The organism is Bacillus sp. FSL R9-9530 (assembly GCF_038008145.1).
GTDB lineage: Bacteria > Bacillota > Bacilli > Bacillales > Bacillaceae_G > Bacillus_A > Bacillus_A mycoides.
Genome location: NZ_JBBOYO010000001.1, coordinates 3,181,803 through 3,197,312, shown reverse-complemented (window position 1 = coordinate 3,197,312; position 15,510 = coordinate 3,181,803). Strand labels below are relative to the sequence as shown.

Annotated in this window: 17 protein-coding genes and 2 riboswitches; of the genes, 16 read left to right on the top strand and 1 reads right to left on the bottom strand. The window is 37.8% G+C overall.

The features are described from left to right. Window positions 1-8 precede the first annotated feature (8 nt). The 15 genes from tenI (at window position 9) to MKX66_RS16005 (ending at window position 12,812) form a co-directional block, all read left to right on the top strand. Window positions 9-629 (top strand): thiazole tautomerase TenI, encoded by a 621-nt coding sequence (gene tenI / locus MKX66_RS16075; protein WP_016101785.1) that lies wholly within the window; start codon window positions 9-11, stop codon window positions 627-629. Then, window positions 622-1,731 carry a glycine oxidase ThiO gene (gene thiO, locus MKX66_RS16070; RefSeq protein WP_002140430.1) on the top strand — a complete coding sequence of 370 codons (1,110 nt, stop codon included), beginning with the start codon at window positions 622-624 and terminating at the stop codon, window positions 1,729-1,731. The genes tenI and thiO overlap by 8 nt, the downstream gene beginning before the upstream one ends. A 15-nt stretch (window positions 1,732-1,746) precedes the next feature. Further along, window positions 1,747-1,950 carry a sulfur carrier protein ThiS gene (gene thiS, locus MKX66_RS16065; RefSeq protein ID WP_001049509.1) on the top strand — a complete coding sequence of 68 codons (204 nt, stop codon included), beginning with the start codon at window positions 1,747-1,749 and terminating at the stop codon, window positions 1,948-1,950. Between the two features lie 2 nt (window positions 1,951-1,952). Then, the gene (thiG, locus tag MKX66_RS16060; RefSeq protein ID WP_002087526.1) at window positions 1,953-2,723 is read left to right on the top strand and encodes a thiazole synthase; all 771 of its coding nucleotides are present in this window, start codon (window positions 1,953-1,955) and stop codon (window positions 2,721-2,723) included. Further along, entirely contained in the window at window positions 2,716-3,735 is a 1,020-nt protein-coding gene (locus tag MKX66_RS16055) for a thiazole biosynthesis adenylyltransferase ThiF (RefSeq protein WP_193652589.1), read from the top strand. The genes thiG and MKX66_RS16055 overlap by 8 nt, the downstream gene beginning before the upstream one ends. A 15-nt stretch (window positions 3,736-3,750) precedes the next feature. Next, window positions 3,751-4,563, top strand: coding sequence for a bifunctional hydroxymethylpyrimidine kinase/phosphomethylpyrimidine kinase (thiD, locus tag MKX66_RS16050; protein ID WP_033708803.1), 813 nt, complete (start codon window positions 3,751-3,753; stop codon window positions 4,561-4,563). A gap of 85 nt (window positions 4,564-4,648) precedes the next feature. Continuing rightward, a riboswitch (cyclic di-AMP (ydaO/yuaA leader) is annotated at window positions 4,649-4,796 on the top strand. Between the two features lie 93 nt (window positions 4,797-4,889). Then, window positions 4,890-5,276: a hypothetical protein gene (locus tag MKX66_RS16045; RefSeq protein WP_002029867.1), complete on the top strand. Its 387-nt coding sequence runs from the start codon at window positions 4,890-4,892 to the stop codon at window positions 5,274-5,276. 16 nt (window positions 5,277-5,292) lie between these two features. Next, window positions 5,293-5,523 (top strand): hypothetical protein, encoded by a 231-nt coding sequence (locus MKX66_RS16040; protein ID WP_016101779.1) that lies wholly within the window; start codon window positions 5,293-5,295, stop codon window positions 5,521-5,523. A gap of 262 nt (window positions 5,524-5,785) precedes the next feature. Further along, a riboswitch (cyclic di-AMP (ydaO/yuaA leader) is annotated at window positions 5,786-5,931 on the top strand. A gap of 94 nt (window positions 5,932-6,025) precedes the next feature. Further along, window positions 6,026-6,130 (top strand): SipW-dependent-type signal peptide-containing protein, encoded by a 105-nt coding sequence (locus MKX66_RS16035; RefSeq protein WP_000887888.1) that lies wholly within the window; start codon window positions 6,026-6,028, stop codon window positions 6,128-6,130. Beyond that, window positions 6,127-6,207, top strand: a complete 81-nt coding sequence (kdpF, locus tag MKX66_RS16030; RefSeq protein ID WP_000973728.1) for a K(+)-transporting ATPase subunit F — start codon at window positions 6,127-6,129, stop codon at window positions 6,205-6,207. Before MKX66_RS16035 ends, kdpF begins: the two co-directional genes overlap by 4 nt. Before the next feature lie 19 nt (window positions 6,208-6,226). Beyond that, window positions 6,227-7,894: a potassium-transporting ATPase subunit KdpA gene (gene kdpA, locus MKX66_RS16025; RefSeq protein ID WP_341086703.1), complete on the top strand. Its 1,668-nt coding sequence runs from the start codon at window positions 6,227-6,229 to the stop codon at window positions 7,892-7,894. A 13-nt stretch (window positions 7,895-7,907) separates the two neighbouring features. After that, entirely contained in the window at window positions 7,908-9,998 is a 2,091-nt protein-coding gene (gene kdpB, locus MKX66_RS16020) for a potassium-transporting ATPase subunit KdpB (protein ID WP_326996995.1), read from the top strand. Between the two features lie 17 nt (window positions 9,999-10,015). Further along, a complete protein-coding gene (gene kdpC, locus MKX66_RS16015; RefSeq protein ID WP_326996996.1) occupies window positions 10,016-10,597 on the top strand; it encodes a K(+)-transporting ATPase subunit C in 582 nt (193 codons plus the stop codon). A gap of 56 nt (window positions 10,598-10,653) precedes the next feature. Continuing rightward, complete coding sequence (kdpDN, locus tag MKX66_RS16010; RefSeq protein WP_326996997.1) at window positions 10,654-11,808, top strand: KdpD-like non-kinase potassium sensor; 1,155 nt, start codon at window positions 10,654-10,656, stop codon at window positions 11,806-11,808. Between the two features lie 149 nt (window positions 11,809-11,957). Further along, window positions 11,958-12,812, top strand: a complete 855-nt coding sequence (locus tag MKX66_RS16005) for a patatin-like phospholipase family protein (RefSeq protein WP_002029877.1) — start codon at window positions 11,958-11,960, stop codon at window positions 12,810-12,812. A 72-nt stretch (window positions 12,813-12,884) separates the two neighbouring features. Here MKX66_RS16005 and MKX66_RS16000 read toward each other — a convergent pair whose 3' ends face one another. Beyond that, the gene (locus MKX66_RS16000) at window positions 12,885-14,186 is read right to left on the bottom strand and encodes an NCS2 family permease (protein WP_002029878.1); all 1,302 of its coding nucleotides are present in this window, start codon (window positions 14,184-14,186) and stop codon (window positions 12,885-12,887) included. Window positions 14,187-14,410: 224 nt separating this feature from the next. Here MKX66_RS16000 and MKX66_RS15995 point away from each other — a divergent pair, with 224 nt between their 5' ends. Continuing rightward, window positions 14,411-15,277, top strand: coding sequence for an SDR family oxidoreductase (locus tag MKX66_RS15995; RefSeq protein ID WP_002087502.1), 867 nt, complete (start codon window positions 14,411-14,413; stop codon window positions 15,275-15,277). Window positions 15,278-15,510 lie beyond the last annotated feature (233 nt).

Sequence of the window (15,510 nt, the reverse complement as noted above, 5' to 3'; positions counted from 1 at the left end):
GAATGAATATGAAAAATGAGCTCCATGTAATCTCAAATGGCCATATGCCATTCGAAGAGTTAGTGAATGTAGCGATGCAAATTGAGAGTGAGATCGATTATTTGCATATTCGTGAGCGTGAGAAAAGTACGAAGGAATTGTATGAAGGTGTGGAAAGTCTTTTGGGGAAAGGCTTTCCAGCATCGAAGATAGTGATAAATGATCGAATTGATATTGCTATTCTATTAAATATTCCGCGTGTTCAGCTAGGATATCGAAGCGCAGATGTAAGGTTAGTAAAAGAAAAGTTTTCTTATTTGCATGTCGGTTATTCAGTACATTCGCTAGATGAGGCGATAGTAGCATTTAAAAATGGAGCAGATTCACTCGTTTATGGTCATGTATTTCCGACAGATTGTAAAAAAGGTGTGCCAGCGAGAGGATTAGAAGAAATTGCTCATATGGCAAGTTGTTTATCCATACCAATAACTGCAATTGGTGGGATTACCCCTGAAAATACAGGTGATGTTCTTGCAAATGGTGTAAGTGGCATTGCTGTTATGTCCGGGATTATAAGCAGTAGTAATCCGTATAGCAAGGCGAAATCTTATAAGGAATCAATAAGAAAGTGGGCGGAAAAACATGTGTAAGAAGTATGATGTAGCGATTATTGGCGGAGGTGTAATTGGTAGTTCAGTTGCACACTTTCTAGCAGAAAGAGGGCATAAAGTAGCGATTGTAGAGAAGCAAAGAATCGCATCTGAAGCTTCGAAAGCAGCTGCTGGTTTGCTCGGTGTTCAGGCAGAATGGGATGCATATGATCCGTTGTTTGAGCTTGCTAGAGAAAGCCGTGCTATATTTCCACAACTTGCAGCAGTTTTACGTGAAAAAACAGGCATCGATATTGGGTATGAAGAAAAGGGCATTTATCGCATCGCTCAAAATGAAGATGAGAAGAAAAGAATTCTTCATATTATGGATTGGCAGCAGAAAACAGGTGAAGATTCCCGATTTCTAACGGGGGACCATTTACGGGAAAAAGAGCCGTTTCTTTCCGAGTCAATTATAGGGGCGGTATATTATCCGAAAGATGGTCAAGTTATTGCACCAGAGCTTACGAAAGCATTCGCACATTCTGCAGCAATTTCCGGTGCTGATATATATGAACAAACAGAAGTGTTTGATATTCGTATTGAAAATAATAAAGTGACTGGAATTGTTACGAGTGAAGGTGTAATCACATGTGAAAAAGTCGTTATCGCTGGAGGCTCATGGAGTACGAAATTACTACATTATTTCCATAGTGATTGGGGCACGTATCCTGTGAAGGGTGAAGTTGTTGCAGTAAGAAGCAAGAAACCGCTCTTGAAAGCTCCTATTTTCCAAGAACGTTTTTATATTACACCGAAACGTGGTGGCCGTTACGTAATTGGGGCAACAATGAAGCCTCATACGTTTAATAAGTCTGTACAACCAGAAAGTATTACTTCCATATTAGAGCGTGCCTACACAATATTGCCTGCCTTAAAAGAAGCAGAATGGGAAAGTACGTGGGCTGGGTTAAGACCGCAGTCTAATCATGAAGCTCCTTATATGGGAGAGCATGAAGAAATAAAAGGTTTATATGCTTGTACGGGCCATTATCGAAACGGCATTTTATTAAGTCCTGTTTCTGGTCAGTATATGGCTGATTTAATAGAAGGGAAGCAGGAGAATCACTTGCTAGATTCATTGCTTTCTAAAACGGTTTAGAAAGGGGATGGAAGTTTGAATTTAAAAATTAATGGTAACCAAATTGAAGTACCAGAGAGTGTGAAAACAGTAGCTGGGCTACTTACACATTTAGAGTTAGATAACAGAATTGTTGTAGTAGAACGTAATAAAGATATTTTACAAAAAGATGATCATAACGATACATCTGTTTTTGATGGGGACCAAATTGAGATTGTAACTTTCGTAGGAGGCGGTTGATTATGTTAAACATTGGACAATTTTCATTTCATTCTAGACTTTTATTAGGAACAGGGAAATTCCCTGATTTTGATGTGCAGCAAAAGGCAATTGATGTTTCTGAGGCTGAGATTTTAACATTCGCAGTACGTCGTATGGATATATTTGATGCGAAGCAGCCTAATTTATTAGAGAAACTTGATGTGAAAAAATATACGTTATTACCGAATACAGCAGGAGCAAAAAATGCTGAAGAAGCTGTTCGTATTGCAAAATTAGCAAAAGCTTCTGGACTTTGTGACATGATAAAAGTAGAAGTTATTGGTGATGATAGAACGTTATTACCTGATCCAGTAGAAACGTTAAAGGCATCTGAAATGTTACTAGAAGAAGGATTTATCGTTCTACCATACACATCTGATGATGTTGTATTAGCTCGTAAATTACAAGAACTTGGTGTACACGCGATTATGCCAGGAGCATCACCGATTGGTTCAGGGCTTGGTATTGTAAATCCATTAAATTTAAGTTTCATTATTGAACAAGCGACAGTACCAGTTATCGTTGACGCAGGTATTGGTAGCCCAGCTGATGCGGCATTTGCGATGGAATTAGGAGCGGATGGTGTGTTATTGAATACTGCAGTATCTGGAGCGAACGATCCTATTAAAATGGCATACGCAATGAAATTAAGTATTGAGGCAGGACGATTAGGGTTTGAAGCAGGTCGTATTGCACGTAAACGTTGTGCAACAGCAAGTAGTCCTTTAGAAGGAATGAGCGTAGTTGAATAATCGATATTCTCGCCAAGAACTATTTTCTCCAATTGGGGAAGAAGGGCAACAAAAGCTAGGAGAAAAGCATGTACTTATTATCGGTGCAGGTGCATTAGGTAGTGCAAATGCAGAGATGTTTGTAAGAGCAGGCGTTGGTCAAGTAACAATTGTTGACCGTGATTATGTCGATTGGAGTAATTTGCAAAGACAACAATTGTATGCAGAGAGTGATGTAGAGAATAATCTTCCGAAGGCTGTAGCGGCAAAAAAACGTCTAGAAGAGGTTAATAGTGAAGTAAGAGTAGAAGCTCTCGTTCAGGATGTAACGGCTGAAGAGTTGGAAGAACTCGTTACAAATGTTGATGTAATCATCGATGCGACTGACAATTTCGAAACACGTTTCATTGTGAATGATATATCGCAAAAATATTCTATTCCATGGGTTTATGGGGCATGTGTAGGGAGTTACGGTCTTTCTTATACTATTATTCCAGGAAAAACGCCATGTTTATCTTGTTTATTACAATCGATTCCACTTGGCGGAGCGACATGTGACACAGCGGGGATTATATCACCTGCTGTATCTCTCGTCGTTTCTCATCAAGTAACGGAAACGCTTAAACTGTTAGTAGAAGATTATGACTCGCTTCGAGATGGGCTTGTGTCATTTGATGTATGGAAAAATGAGTATTCATGTATGAATGTGCAAAAGCTTCGTAAACATAATTGTCTATCGTGTGGTGAGCAAGCACTATATCCGTATTTAAATAAGGAAAACACTTCAAAAACAGCAGTGTTATGCGGGAGAAATACAGTTCAAATTAGACCACCTTATAAAGAGGAAATGGATTTTGAACAATATAAAAGATTGTTGAATGATCGTGTGACTGATTTAAATGTAAATCCATATTTATTATCATTTTCGGTTGAAGAAAAGAGATTAGTTGCTTTTAAAGATGGCCGTGTCCTTGTACATGGAACGAAAGATATAAGCGAAGCGAAAACAATTTATCATCGCTATTTTGGGTAGAAAAGGATGAGTGGAATGAAAGTGAATAAAGCTTTAACGATTGCAGGGTCTGATAGCGGAGGCGGCGCTGGGATTCAGGCGGATTTAAAAACATTCCAAGAGCTTGGTGTGTATGGAATGACGGCTATTACAGCAATTACTGCTCAAAATACGCTTGGCGTTCAAGGGGTGTATCCTGTTTCTTTAGAAGGAATTACGGAACAGCTGCATTCAATTGGCACGGATTTAACGCCAGATGCTGTAAAACTGGGAATGTTATTTAGTAGTGAAATTATTCAAATTGTGGCAGAGCATATTAAGAAATTTGGCTGGAATAATATTGTGCTAGATCCTGTTATGATTGCTAAAGGTGGTGCGTCATTATTACAACAAGAAGCAGTACAAGCATTAAAAGAATATTTATTGCCAGTAGCAACGGTTGTCACACCGAATGTTCCGGAAGCAGAAGTGTTAACTGGAATGGAGATTCAAAATATAGAAGATAGTAAGGAAGCTGCAAAAGTATTGCATGAATTAGGAGCTAAATATGTGCTTATGAAGGGCGGACATGCAGAATATCAAGGTAATGAAGTAATTGATTTACTCTTTGATGGTGAGCAGTTTATTGAATTTAGAAGTGAACGAATTCCTTCGAAGCAAACGCACGGAAGTGGGTGTACATTTGCTTCAGCGGTTACAGCAGGACTTGCGAAAGGCTACTTGATGGAAGAGGCAGTTCAAGAAGCAAAACGATTTATTAGTATAGCAATTGAAGAGCCATTGAATATTGGAAGTGGTCATGGGCCGACGAATCATTTTGCATATAAATTGAATAAGACGCATGTATAAAGATACGAGAAGCCAGTTTGTTAACTGGCTTTTTTTGTGTTTACTTTTTCAAAATACAGGAGTAATATATCAGCCAGAATACATTTTTTGTAATACGCTGAGTCCAAATGTATGGAGCGGAGGAACCAATTTGTGCGTCGTCACTAGGGGTGAATCTTTCAATGTTGAAAGTAGGGCTACTCTCAAAGTCCGAATCCGACAGCTAACTTCGTAAGCTTCTTGAGAGAGGACGGTGCCATGATGGATACATCACTTCATCGGTCTGATTAGTATAGGAGAATATCAATCTATGTTTGAGTTCTTTTATGCTAAGGAGGATGAGGTACATGGAACTAACACTTATTTGTGTTGGAGAAAAAAACAAGGTAAAGAGTTTAAGAGAGCTAGTAGCATTTCAGCATGAGTTAATTATTTTTACAGCCAATGAAGAGATAGCGGATGAAGTTAGAGAGTATGGGTTTGAATCAGCTTATAGCTGTAATAAGGAGAAGGATTTTACTAGTATTTGCACACGTATTAAGAAGGTGATTTTACTAGGGGATGAGCTTCCGATAGTTAGTTTCTTCACAGAACACATTCGTTTTTCTTTTCAAGCGCCTATTACTGTTGTTACAAAGAATAAACGCTATCCGGCCAGGCTCTATGAAACAATTGGAGCTAAATTTGTAGTGTTTACGAACTGTGATAATATTTCTTTTTTATTTTTTGAATAGGGCGGGGGAAATGAAGATGAAAGTGTTGTTACTAGGAGATATAGCGAATCGTTGGGCGATATCGGTAGAGAGAGTTCACGAATTGGTAGTGCTCGATCCTCTTTTTCCAGGTCCATATATTATATTACCATCAAAAGATGTTTTGTATTTAGAGGCGGATATTACCGAATATGAGCAGTTACATGCGGAATTATCACAAGTTTATATTCGAGGGAGAAATTTGCGTGCTTTTTTGCGTGGAGAATAAAGGTTGAATGAAAAAAGAGCGAATGCTGAGTGCAACAAGCTATGCACTTCATGTAATTCGCTCTTTTTATTTCGTATTTAAAAGATCATTTCTGTGAAAAAGAAAGGAAAGACGAGAAAACAGATGAAAAAATATTAATAACAACTAATGTAAACGCTTAAATAGATGGATATTTTCTTATTTTCAGTAATTTACCCCTTTACAAGTTAAATTTAGAGGAGTATATTTACTCTCATAAATCATTCATAAAATTTCCAAAAAAAACCTAAAATCGCTGAGTTCCAGAAATGGAGCGGGGGAACCAATTTTGTGCATTGTCACTTGGGGTGAATCTTTCAATTTTGAAAGTAGGGCTACTCTTTAGGCCCGAATCCGACAGCTAACCTCGTAAGCGTTTAGAGAGGAGGTTTACTTTGTGTTGTTCGTTTCGAACACTAAGTAGAGCTTAGTGTTCTTTTTTTGATAACTAGATGGTAAATTTTAACAAAAGTGAGGGGTAGTTATGTTAGATGTTGTAATGATCGGTATTTTTGTTGGGTTAGTCGCATCGATGGCAAGTCTTGCAAGTTGGTCAGATAAAGTTGTGAAAGAAGGGAAGCAATCATGATGATTGTCTTATCGGTTATTGTTGCAGCGATTACGGTGTACTTAGTGTACGCATTATTAAATCCAGAAAAGTTTTAATTAGGGGGAATCATTCATTATGATTTGGGTTGCAGTCGTTATTACAATGCTCTTGTTTATTCTAGTAGCAAAGCCAACGGGGATTTATTTAGAAAAAGCTTTTCAAGGTAGCAAAACGCTAGAGAAAGTATTCGGGCCTTTTGAAAAACTTATTTTTAAAATTACGGGTGTAAAAGAATACAATCAAACGTGGAAACAGTACGCATTATCACTCGTTTTACTCAACGGATTTATGATTGCTGTTGTATATTTCATTTTCAGATTACAAGGTGTGCTGCCGCTAAATCCAGCGCATATCGAGGGAATGGAGCCTACGCTTGCTTTTAATACAGCAATTAGTTTTATGGCTGATACAAATTTACAGCATTATAGCGGTGAAAATGGTTTGTCTTATTTATCACAATTAATCGGGATTACATTTTTAATGTTTGCAGCACCAGCAACGACGTTAGCGCTCGTTATGGCATTTATAAGAGGACTCGCTGGAAAAGAACTTGGTAACTTTTTCGTTGATTTTACGAGAGCTTTAACGAGAGTATTTCTTCCTATTGCGTTTGTTGCAGCGCTAATCTTTGTCGCACTTGGTGTACCACAAACGTTAGACGGGGCAGTTACAGCACAAACAATCGATGGGGCAAAGCAAAGTATATTACGTGGGCCTGTTGCATCATTCGTGTCCATTAAGGAACTCGGAAATAACGGCGGTGGATTTTTCGGAGCAAACTCTACACATCCTTTCGAAAATCCAGGGCAAATGAGTAATATTTTGCAAATGATGCTTATGATGTTATTGCCAACAGCACTTCCATTTACGTACGGACGAATGGTAGGAAATAAAAAACAAGGTCGCATCCTTTTCGTGTCACTATTCATGGTGTTTTTACTAGGATTTATAACGATTACGACATCTGAATTACATGGAAATCCAGCGTTAAATGGAATGGGTATCGAACATGTACAAGGAAGTACAGAAGGAAAAGAAGTCCGATTTGGAACAGTATTTTCTTCCCTTTATGCGACAGTAACGACAGCTGCGGAAACAGGGGCCGTTAATACGATGCATGATACGTTAACACCAATTGGTGGTCTAGTTCCACTCGTAAATATGATGTTAAATACAGTATACGGCGGTGTTGGAGCAGGTTTTGTGAACATTATTATGTATGCAATTATTGCAGTCTTTATATCTGGTTTAATGGTTGGACGGACACCGGAGTTTTTAGGTAAGAAAATTGAAGGTAAGGAAATGAAATTGATTGCGGTAACGATTTTATTTCATCCATTGCTTATTTTAGGGTTTTCAGCATTAGCTCTTTCAACAAGCTTAGGAACGGATGTAATTTCTCATTCAGGTTTCCACGGTTTAACGCAAGTTGTATATGAGTACACATCGTCAGCTGCGAATAACGGATCTGGATTTGAAGGTTTAGCAGACAATACACCGTTTTGGAATATTACGACTGGTTTAGTTATGTTTTTAGGACGCTATTTCAGTTTAATTACGATGCTAGCTGTTGCAGCTTCACTGAAAGAGAAGACGGTAGTACCAGAAACAGTCGGGACATTCCGTACGGATAATGGTTTATTTGGAGGGATCTTTATCGGAACAATTGTAATTGTTGGTGCGTTAACATTCTTCCCGATGTTAGTACTTGGCCCAATTGCAGAATTTCTTACATTGAAGTAATGGAGGGTAAATGATGAGACCGGTAGTAGTAAAAGAAAAAAGAGTAAATGAATCACAAATACATGCTGTAGAAGATGAGGTTAGACAAGCAAAAACGATGGATCGTGATATCGTGACACATGCAATGAAACAATCCTTTGCGAAATTGAATCCGAAAGTAATGATAAAGAATCCGATTATGTTCGTTGTGGAAATTGGATTTATCATTACGTTAATTTTATCCTTTCTTCCAAGTAGTTCTAGTAGTGTACCAGGGTGGTTTAATATAACAGTTTCTCTCATTCTATTATTTACAGTTTTATTTGCTAACTTTGCAGAAGCTTTAGCTGAAGGGCGTGGTAAAGCGCAAGCCGATTCTTTAAAACAATCGAAGAAAGATGTGTTTGCAAATGTTGTAAAAGAAAATGGAGATATTATTCAAGTTTCAGCAACTGATCTGAGAAAAGGTGACGTTGTTATTGTAAAACAAGGAGAAATGATTCCAAATGATGGTGAAGTGATTAAAGGTTTAGCGTCTGTCGATGAATCTGCAATTACAGGGGAATCAGCTCCTGTAATAAAAGAGGCGGGTGGCGATTTTTGTTCAGTGACAGGCGGTACGATGGTCGTAAGTGATGAGATTACGATTGTAATTACGAGTAATCCTGGCGAATCATTTATTGATAAAATGATTTCTTTAGTAGAAGGAGCTGCGCGTCAAAAAACGCCGAATGAAATTGCCTTAAATACAGTATTAACGAGTTTAACTCTAATTTTCTTAATCGTCGTTGTGACGTTGCCGATTTTTACAAACTATTTAGGGTTTCAAATTGATACAGCTGTACTTGTAGCATTGTTAGTTTGTTTAATTCCAACGACAATTGGTGGGTTATTATCAGCAATTGGTATTGCTGGGATGGACCGCGTAACAAAGTTTAATGTATTAGCGATGTCAGGGAAAGCAGTAGAAGCTGCGGGTGATATTAATACAATTATTTTAGATAAAACAGGTACGATTACTTTCGGGAACCGGATGGCACATACACTGCTACCAGTAGGAAATGAAACGATTGAGCAAGTAGGAAAATGGGCTGCGATTAGCTCAGTTTTAGATGAAACACCAGAAGGTCGATCTGTTATAGAATATGTACAAACGAAATCTATATCATATAATAGAGAAATTGCAGAACAAGGTGAATTTGTTCCATTTAAAGCAGAAACAAGAATGAGCGGTGTTGATTTACAGGATGGAACGAAAGTGAGAAAAGGTGCTGTCGGTGCCGTTATTGAATGGGTTCAATCACAAGGCGGAACGATTCCGAAAGATGTGAATCAAAAAGCAGATTTAATTTCAAAAGAAGGCGGAACACCACTTTTAGTTGCAGTGGATGATCGTATTTACGGTTTAATTTATTTAAAGGATACAGTAAAACCTGGTATGCGTGAGCGTTTTGAACAATTGCGCCAAATGGGGATTAAAACGGTTATGTGTACAGGGGATAACCCATTAACAGCAGCAACAATTGCAAAAGAAGCAGGGGTAGATGAATTCGTTGCTGAGTGTAAACCAGAAGATAAAATTGCAGTTATTAAAGCAGAGCAAGATAAAGGGAAACTTGTAGCGATGACAGGTGATGGTACAAATGATGCTCCGGCATTAGCACAGGCTGACGTTGGATTAGCAATGAATAGTGGGACGACAGCTGCGAAAGAAGCAGCAAATATGATTGATTTAGATTCGAATCCAACGAAAATTATTGAGGTTGTAGGAATCGGTAAGCAATTGTTAATGACACGTGGTGCGTTAACGACGTTTAGTATTGCGAACGATATTGCAAAATACTTTGCAATCATTCCAGCAATGTTTACACTTGCGATTCCGCAAATGGAAGCATTAAACATTATGAAATTAACATCACCGCTTTCAGCAATCTTATCAGCATTAATATTTAATGCGGTTATTATTCCGTTACTTATTCCGCTAGCGATGAAAGGTATCGCATATAAACCGATGAGTTCTAATGCATTGCTTAGCAGAAACTTACTCATTTATGGGCTTGGCGGAGTGATCGTTCCATTCATTGGAATTAAAGTAATTGATATGATTGTTGGCTTGTTCATATAAGGAAGAGGGGAAAAAAGATGGCGGAAAAACAAAGTATACTTTCACCAATTATTCGTATTACTTTTACGTTCTTAGTCTTGTGCGGCCTTGTATACCCGCTTATTGTAACTGGTATTGCTCAAGCGGTAATGAAGGATAATGCGGATGGAAGTCTTATATATAATGAAAAGGATGAAGTAGTTGGTTCAAAACTAATCGGTCAAAATTTCACAGATCCACGTTATTTTCATGGACGTGTCTCTAGTATAGAATATAAAGCAGAAGCATCTGGTTCAAATAACTATGCACCGTCTAATCCAGATTTAGCAAAACGAGTTGAGAAAAGTATTGCAGAGTGGAAGGAACAAAACCGGGCCGTTCCAGTTACAGAAGTACCGATAGATTTAGTGACGAATTCAGGTTCAGGGCTTGATCCTGACATTAGTCCGAAGGCGGCTTCTGTGCAGGTAGATCGCATCTCAAAATTAACGAATATTCCGAAAGAAAAGCTAGATCAATTGATTAAGGATCAAACAGAAGGAGCTGCACTCGGTTTATTTGGAGAGGATCGTGTAAACGTCTTAAAGCTAAATTTAGAATTGCAGAAATTAATGAAATAGTAACAGTGCTACCTCAATCTAACGGATTGAGGTAGCGTTGTTTCGAAAGAAAGGTTGTGAGTTTTTTGTATGCGGATGACTATAAACCGACGTTTCAAAGGCGAACGCCAGAAGAGTATTTAGAATATATTCGGCAGCAAAATCGCGGAAAGCTAAAGCTATACGTAGGGGCTGCACCTGGAGTTGGGAAAAGTTATAAAATGCTATTTGATGCAAGAGAGATGAAAAAAGACGGTATTGATATTGTAGTTGGTTTAATTGAAACACACGGTAGAAAAGAGACGGAAGAAGCAATTGCTGATTTAGAAAAAGTTCCTTTAAAAGAAATAGATTATAAAGGGAAAGTATTTTATGAACTTGATGTAGAAGGAATTATAAAGCGGGCACCACAAATTGTTGTTGTGGATGAACTTGCGCATAGTAATATTCCCGGGTCGAAAAATAAGAAACGTTACATGGATGTGCAGGAATTGTTAGATGCCGGTATATCTGTATTATCAGCGTTTAATATTCAACATTTAGAAAGCGTTCATGATATTGTAGCTCAAATTACGAATGTCAAAGTACGAGAGCGTATTCCAGACTTTATTTTACAAAAAGCAAATGAAATTCAGCTTGTTGATGCAACACCTGAGGTACTACGGAAGAGATTAATAGATGGAAAGATATATAAGGAAGAAAAAATAGAGCAAAGCTTACAAAACTTCTTTACGATAAATAATTTAGGGGCATTAAGAGAGTTATCACTTCGAGAAGTTGCAGATGATATGGATGAGAAAATTAGCCAAACAGTAATAGAACCGATCGGTGTGAAAGAAAAAATTCTCGTTTGTGTACAATACAGTTCAACAGCAGAGAAATTAATACGGAGAGGTTGGCGCATGGCTGATCGGCTAAATGCTGAATTGTATGTGTTAAACGTTGAAAGAGAAAATATAGATTCTATTTCAGCAGGCAAAAAGCAAACGATTGAAGAATGGAAATCGCTAACGAATCAATTTGATGCGAGCTTTGTATTAGAAGAAGCAAAGGGAAGAAAGCCCGCTGATGTTATTATTGAAGTTGCAAAAAGACTACAGGTGACACAAGTTTTACTCGGGCAATCGGCGAGAACACGGTGGGAAGAAATACGAAAAGGTTCTATTGTAAATGAAATTATGAGACAAACGAAGTATATTGATATTCATATCGTTGCTGATCAAAGAGCTTAAAATAGAGACCGGGTTGTTGAGGAGTCTCTATTTTTCTTTTTTTCAAGCCTTTTGAATATAATTTCTGAAAGAACTCATATATAATAGAAAAAGATACTTAACATAGTGAATAATTAAAGAGTCAATGTATATAAAGAGGAGAGAATAACATGCTTGAAAATACGGGGTTAGTATTAGAAGGCGGCGGTATGCGTGGTGTATATACGGGCGGGATATTAGAATATTTTATGGAACAAGATTTATATTTTCCATATGTAATTGGTGTATCAGCTGGTGCTTGTCATGCAGCGTCGTATCTTTCCAGACAAAGAAATAGAAATAAAACAGTAAATATTGATTACGCATCACATCCGCAGTATTTATCGTATAAAAACTTGTGGAAAAAACGTCAGCTATTTGATATGGAATTCATTTTTCATGAAATTCCAGAAAAGCATGTACCGTTTGATTTTGAAACATACTTTAATAGTCCAGAGCGTTTCCTTGTAGGAACAACTGATTGTGAAACAGGACAGTCTGTTTATTTTGAAAAAGAGGGAACGAATGATGATGCACTAAATTTATTGCAAGCATCTAGTTCATTACCTTTCATTGCACCGGCAGTAAACTACCGAGGTAAGCAATTGTTAGATGGCGGGATTTCAGATCCGATTCCAGTTCGTAAAGCACAGGAAGATGGATTTAAAAAATCAGTCGTTATTTTGACGAGAAATCATGGTTACGCGAAGAAAAAATCAAAATTTGGTTGGATTGCAGCAAAGGCTTATAAGAAGTATCCAAACCTTGTAAATACGATGCTGAATCGTTATGAAGTGTATAATGAAACACTTCACTACATTGAAAAAGAAGAGCAAGCAGGTAATTTATTTGTTATTCGCCCAGAAGTGCCGCTTCAAGTAGATCGTATGGAAAAGGATACGGCTAAATTACAAAGTTTATATGAGCAAGGCTATGAAGATGCAAAGAGACAATTTGCAGATTTGCAGACGTTTTTGCAAAAATAATAATTAGGCTGTGGAGAAGGAGTTCTCTGCAGCCTTTTTTATTTATGAAAAAATCCCTCTTTATGAGGGATTTTAATGTGGTAAGAAAACTAATTGATAAGCGAACAAGATCCCGAATAAATACACAAGTGGGTGAACAGCACGGAATTGTCCTTTTGCCACTTTCATAAGTGGGTATGAAATAAATCCAAGTGCAATACCTGTTGAGATACTTGATGTAAGTGGCATGCTTAAGATTACTAAAAATGCTGGGAATGCTTCATCGAATGTATCCCAATCGATGTGGCGAACTGAGCCCATCATAAGACTACCAACGATAATTAGTGATGGTGCTGTAATAGCTGAAACGCCAGAAACAGCGCTCACTAACGGTCCGAAGAATGCTGCTAATGCAAATAGAACAGCTACTGTAACAGTTGTTAAACCAGTACGACCACCAGCTGCAACACCAGCAGATGATTCAATGTAAGCTGTTGATGGTGTTGTTCCGAACATAGCTCCAATTGTTGCTGAGAATGAGTCAGATAGAAGAGCTCGTCCTGCTTTTGGAAGCTTTCCATCTTTCATAAATCCACCTTGTTGTGCAACGCCAAGTAGTGTACCTGTTGTATCAAATAGTGTAACAAGGAAGAATGAGAACACAACGCCGTATAATCCGTAGTTAATTACATCAGATACAGCAGTAATTGGATTTGAAACGATAATTCCTTCTGGTAATCCAGGCATCGATGTAACGCCGCTTGAGAATGTTAATTGACCTGTGAAGTAAGCGATAATACCAGTTAATAACATTCCGATAAATAGTGCCCCGTTTATATTTAAAGACATAAGGATAATTGTAATTCCAAGGCCAGCTAATGCTAGTAGAACTGGAGCAGAGTGAAGATCGCCAAGCCCAACTAAGTTTGCATCATTTTTTGTAACAATTCCCGTTAAGCGCAAACCGATAAAAGCAATAAAAAGACCGATACCAGCAGTAAGTGCATGTTTTAAGTTCTCAGGAATTACTTCCATTAATTTCGTACGGAAAGATGTGAATGATAACAAAATTAAAATCATACCTGCTACGAATACAGCAGAGAATGCAATTGCGAAAGTCATGCCTTCATGGGCTTTTACAACAGAATAAGAGAAGTAAGCATTTAATCCCATACCTGGTGCGATTGCGATTGGTAAATTAGTAAAGATCGCCATAAATAATGTTCCGACAACAGCAGCGATAATTGTAGCTGTAAATGCTTGTTCAAACGGAACACCTGCATCCCCAAGGATGACAGGGTTTACGACAATGATATATGCCATTGTTAAAAAGGTAATAATACCTGCCATAATTTCAGTTTTAATAGAAGTTTTATGTTTTGAAAGGTTAAACATATAAACATCCTTTCTTTTTACGAATAATTTTCACAACAGTTATATATAATATTCGTTTTTTAACTATTTTGCAATAGTTTTGCATAAAAACTTTAGAACAACTTATATTTTATGTCGTAAATTCGAATATTAATCGTAAAACTGTGTGTGAATTGCGGTTCTTTAATTTGTAAGTAGTTTTTTTTATTGTGCGCATTATAAGGGGAAAGGAGTTGAAGGAAGTTATGCCGCAGCAAAAAAACTTTTTAACAATGCCAGCACAACATCAAAATAAACAACCTGGTATTGAATCGTTAATGAATCCTCTTCCAAAGTTTGAAGATCCTAATTATAAAGGAAGTGAAAAGTTAAAAGGAAAGAATGTATTAATTACAGGAGGAGATAGCGGGATTGGGAGAGCTGTGTCCATCGCTTTTGCAAAAGAGGGAGCAAATATTGCGATTGCTTATTTAGATGAGGACGAAGATGCAACTGAGACGAAACAACTTGTGGAAAAAGAAGGCGTGAATTGTGTATTATTGCCGGGAGATTTGAGTAATGAACAACATTGTAAAGAGATTGTAGAAGAGACCGCCCAGCAGCTAGGGGGACTAAATGTTCTTGTGAATAACGTCGCACAGCAATATCCGCAGCAAGGACTAGAGTATATTACAGCGGAACAGCTAGAAAAAACGTTCCGTATTAATATTTTTTCTTATTTTCATGTTACAAAAGCAGCCCTCTCTCATTTAAAGCAAGGGGATGTAATTATAAACACGGCATCTATCGTTGCGTATGAAGGAAATGAAACGTTGATCGACTATTCTGCAACGAAAGGAGCGATTGTCGCTTTTACAAGATCGCTCTCTCAGTCGTTAGTACAAAAGGGAATTCGTGTAAATGGTGTTGCACCAGGCCCAATTTGGACACCGCTTATTCCATCCAGTTTTGATGAGAAAAAAGTATCACAGTTTGGGAGTAATGTTCCTATGCAAAGGCCTGGTCAGCCGTATGAATTAGCGCCTGCATATGTATATTTAGCGTCTAGTGATTCGGCATATGTGACGGGACAGATGATGCATGTAAATGGTGGAGTAATTGTGAATGGATAGTTTTCATTTATAAGAGCAAAGTAAAGTTAATTGTATTTATCCCGCTATTTGCGGGCAGTAAAATTCCACCTCAAAATTCAGGTGGAGCACAGAAGTTAGGTGGGAGATTAACTGCCCGTAAATGCCCGATTGGTGAAGGCTAATCCTCAGTGGGGGATGAACAAAACCCCCACTGATTAAAGTTTCACTTTATCCCGCTATTTGCGGGCAGTAAGACCCCTACCTAACAATTC

What these genes read in the sequence shown, in the direction of transcription:
- MKX66_RS16035 (WP_000887888.1), top strand. Translation starts at nt 6,026, where the DNA reads ATGTTAGATGTTGTAATGATCGGTATTTTTGTTGGGTTAGTCGCATCG.
- MKX66_RS16000 (WP_002029878.1), bottom strand. Translation starts at nt 14,186, where the DNA reads ATGTTTAACCTTTCAAAACATAAAACTTCTATTAAAACTGAAATTATG.
- MKX66_RS16045 (WP_002029867.1), top strand. Translation starts at nt 4,890, where the DNA reads ATGGAACTAACACTTATTTGTGTTGGAGAAAAAAACAAGGTAAAGAGT.
- thiO (WP_002140430.1), top strand. Translation starts at nt 622, where the DNA reads ATGTGTAAGAAGTATGATGTAGCGATTATTGGCGGAGGTGTAATTGGT.
- MKX66_RS16005 (WP_002029877.1), top strand. Translation starts at nt 11,958, where the DNA reads ATGCTTGAAAATACGGGGTTAGTATTAGAAGGCGGCGGTATGCGTGGT.
- kdpC (WP_326996996.1), top strand. Translation starts at nt 10,016, where the DNA reads ATGGCGGAAAAACAAAGTATACTTTCACCAATTATTCGTATTACTTTT.
- kdpB (WP_326996995.1), top strand. Translation starts at nt 7,908, where the DNA reads ATGAGACCGGTAGTAGTAAAAGAAAAAAGAGTAAATGAATCACAAATA.
- tenI (WP_016101785.1), top strand. Translation starts at nt 9, where the DNA reads ATGAAAAATGAGCTCCATGTAATCTCAAATGGCCATATGCCATTCGAA.
- MKX66_RS16040 (WP_016101779.1), top strand. Translation starts at nt 5,293, where the DNA reads ATGAAAGTGTTGTTACTAGGAGATATAGCGAATCGTTGGGCGATATCG.
- MKX66_RS15995 (WP_002087502.1), top strand. Translation starts at nt 14,411, where the DNA reads ATGCCGCAGCAAAAAAACTTTTTAACAATGCCAGCACAACATCAAAAT.
- kdpA (WP_341086703.1), top strand. Translation starts at nt 6,227, where the DNA reads ATGATTTGGGTTGCAGTCGTTATTACAATGCTCTTGTTTATTCTAGTA.
- thiG (WP_002087526.1), top strand. Translation starts at nt 1,953, where the DNA reads ATGTTAAACATTGGACAATTTTCATTTCATTCTAGACTTTTATTAGGA.
- kdpF (WP_000973728.1), top strand. Translation starts at nt 6,127, where the DNA reads ATGATGATTGTCTTATCGGTTATTGTTGCAGCGATTACGGTGTACTTA.
- thiD (WP_033708803.1), top strand. Translation starts at nt 3,751, where the DNA reads ATGAAAGTGAATAAAGCTTTAACGATTGCAGGGTCTGATAGCGGAGGC.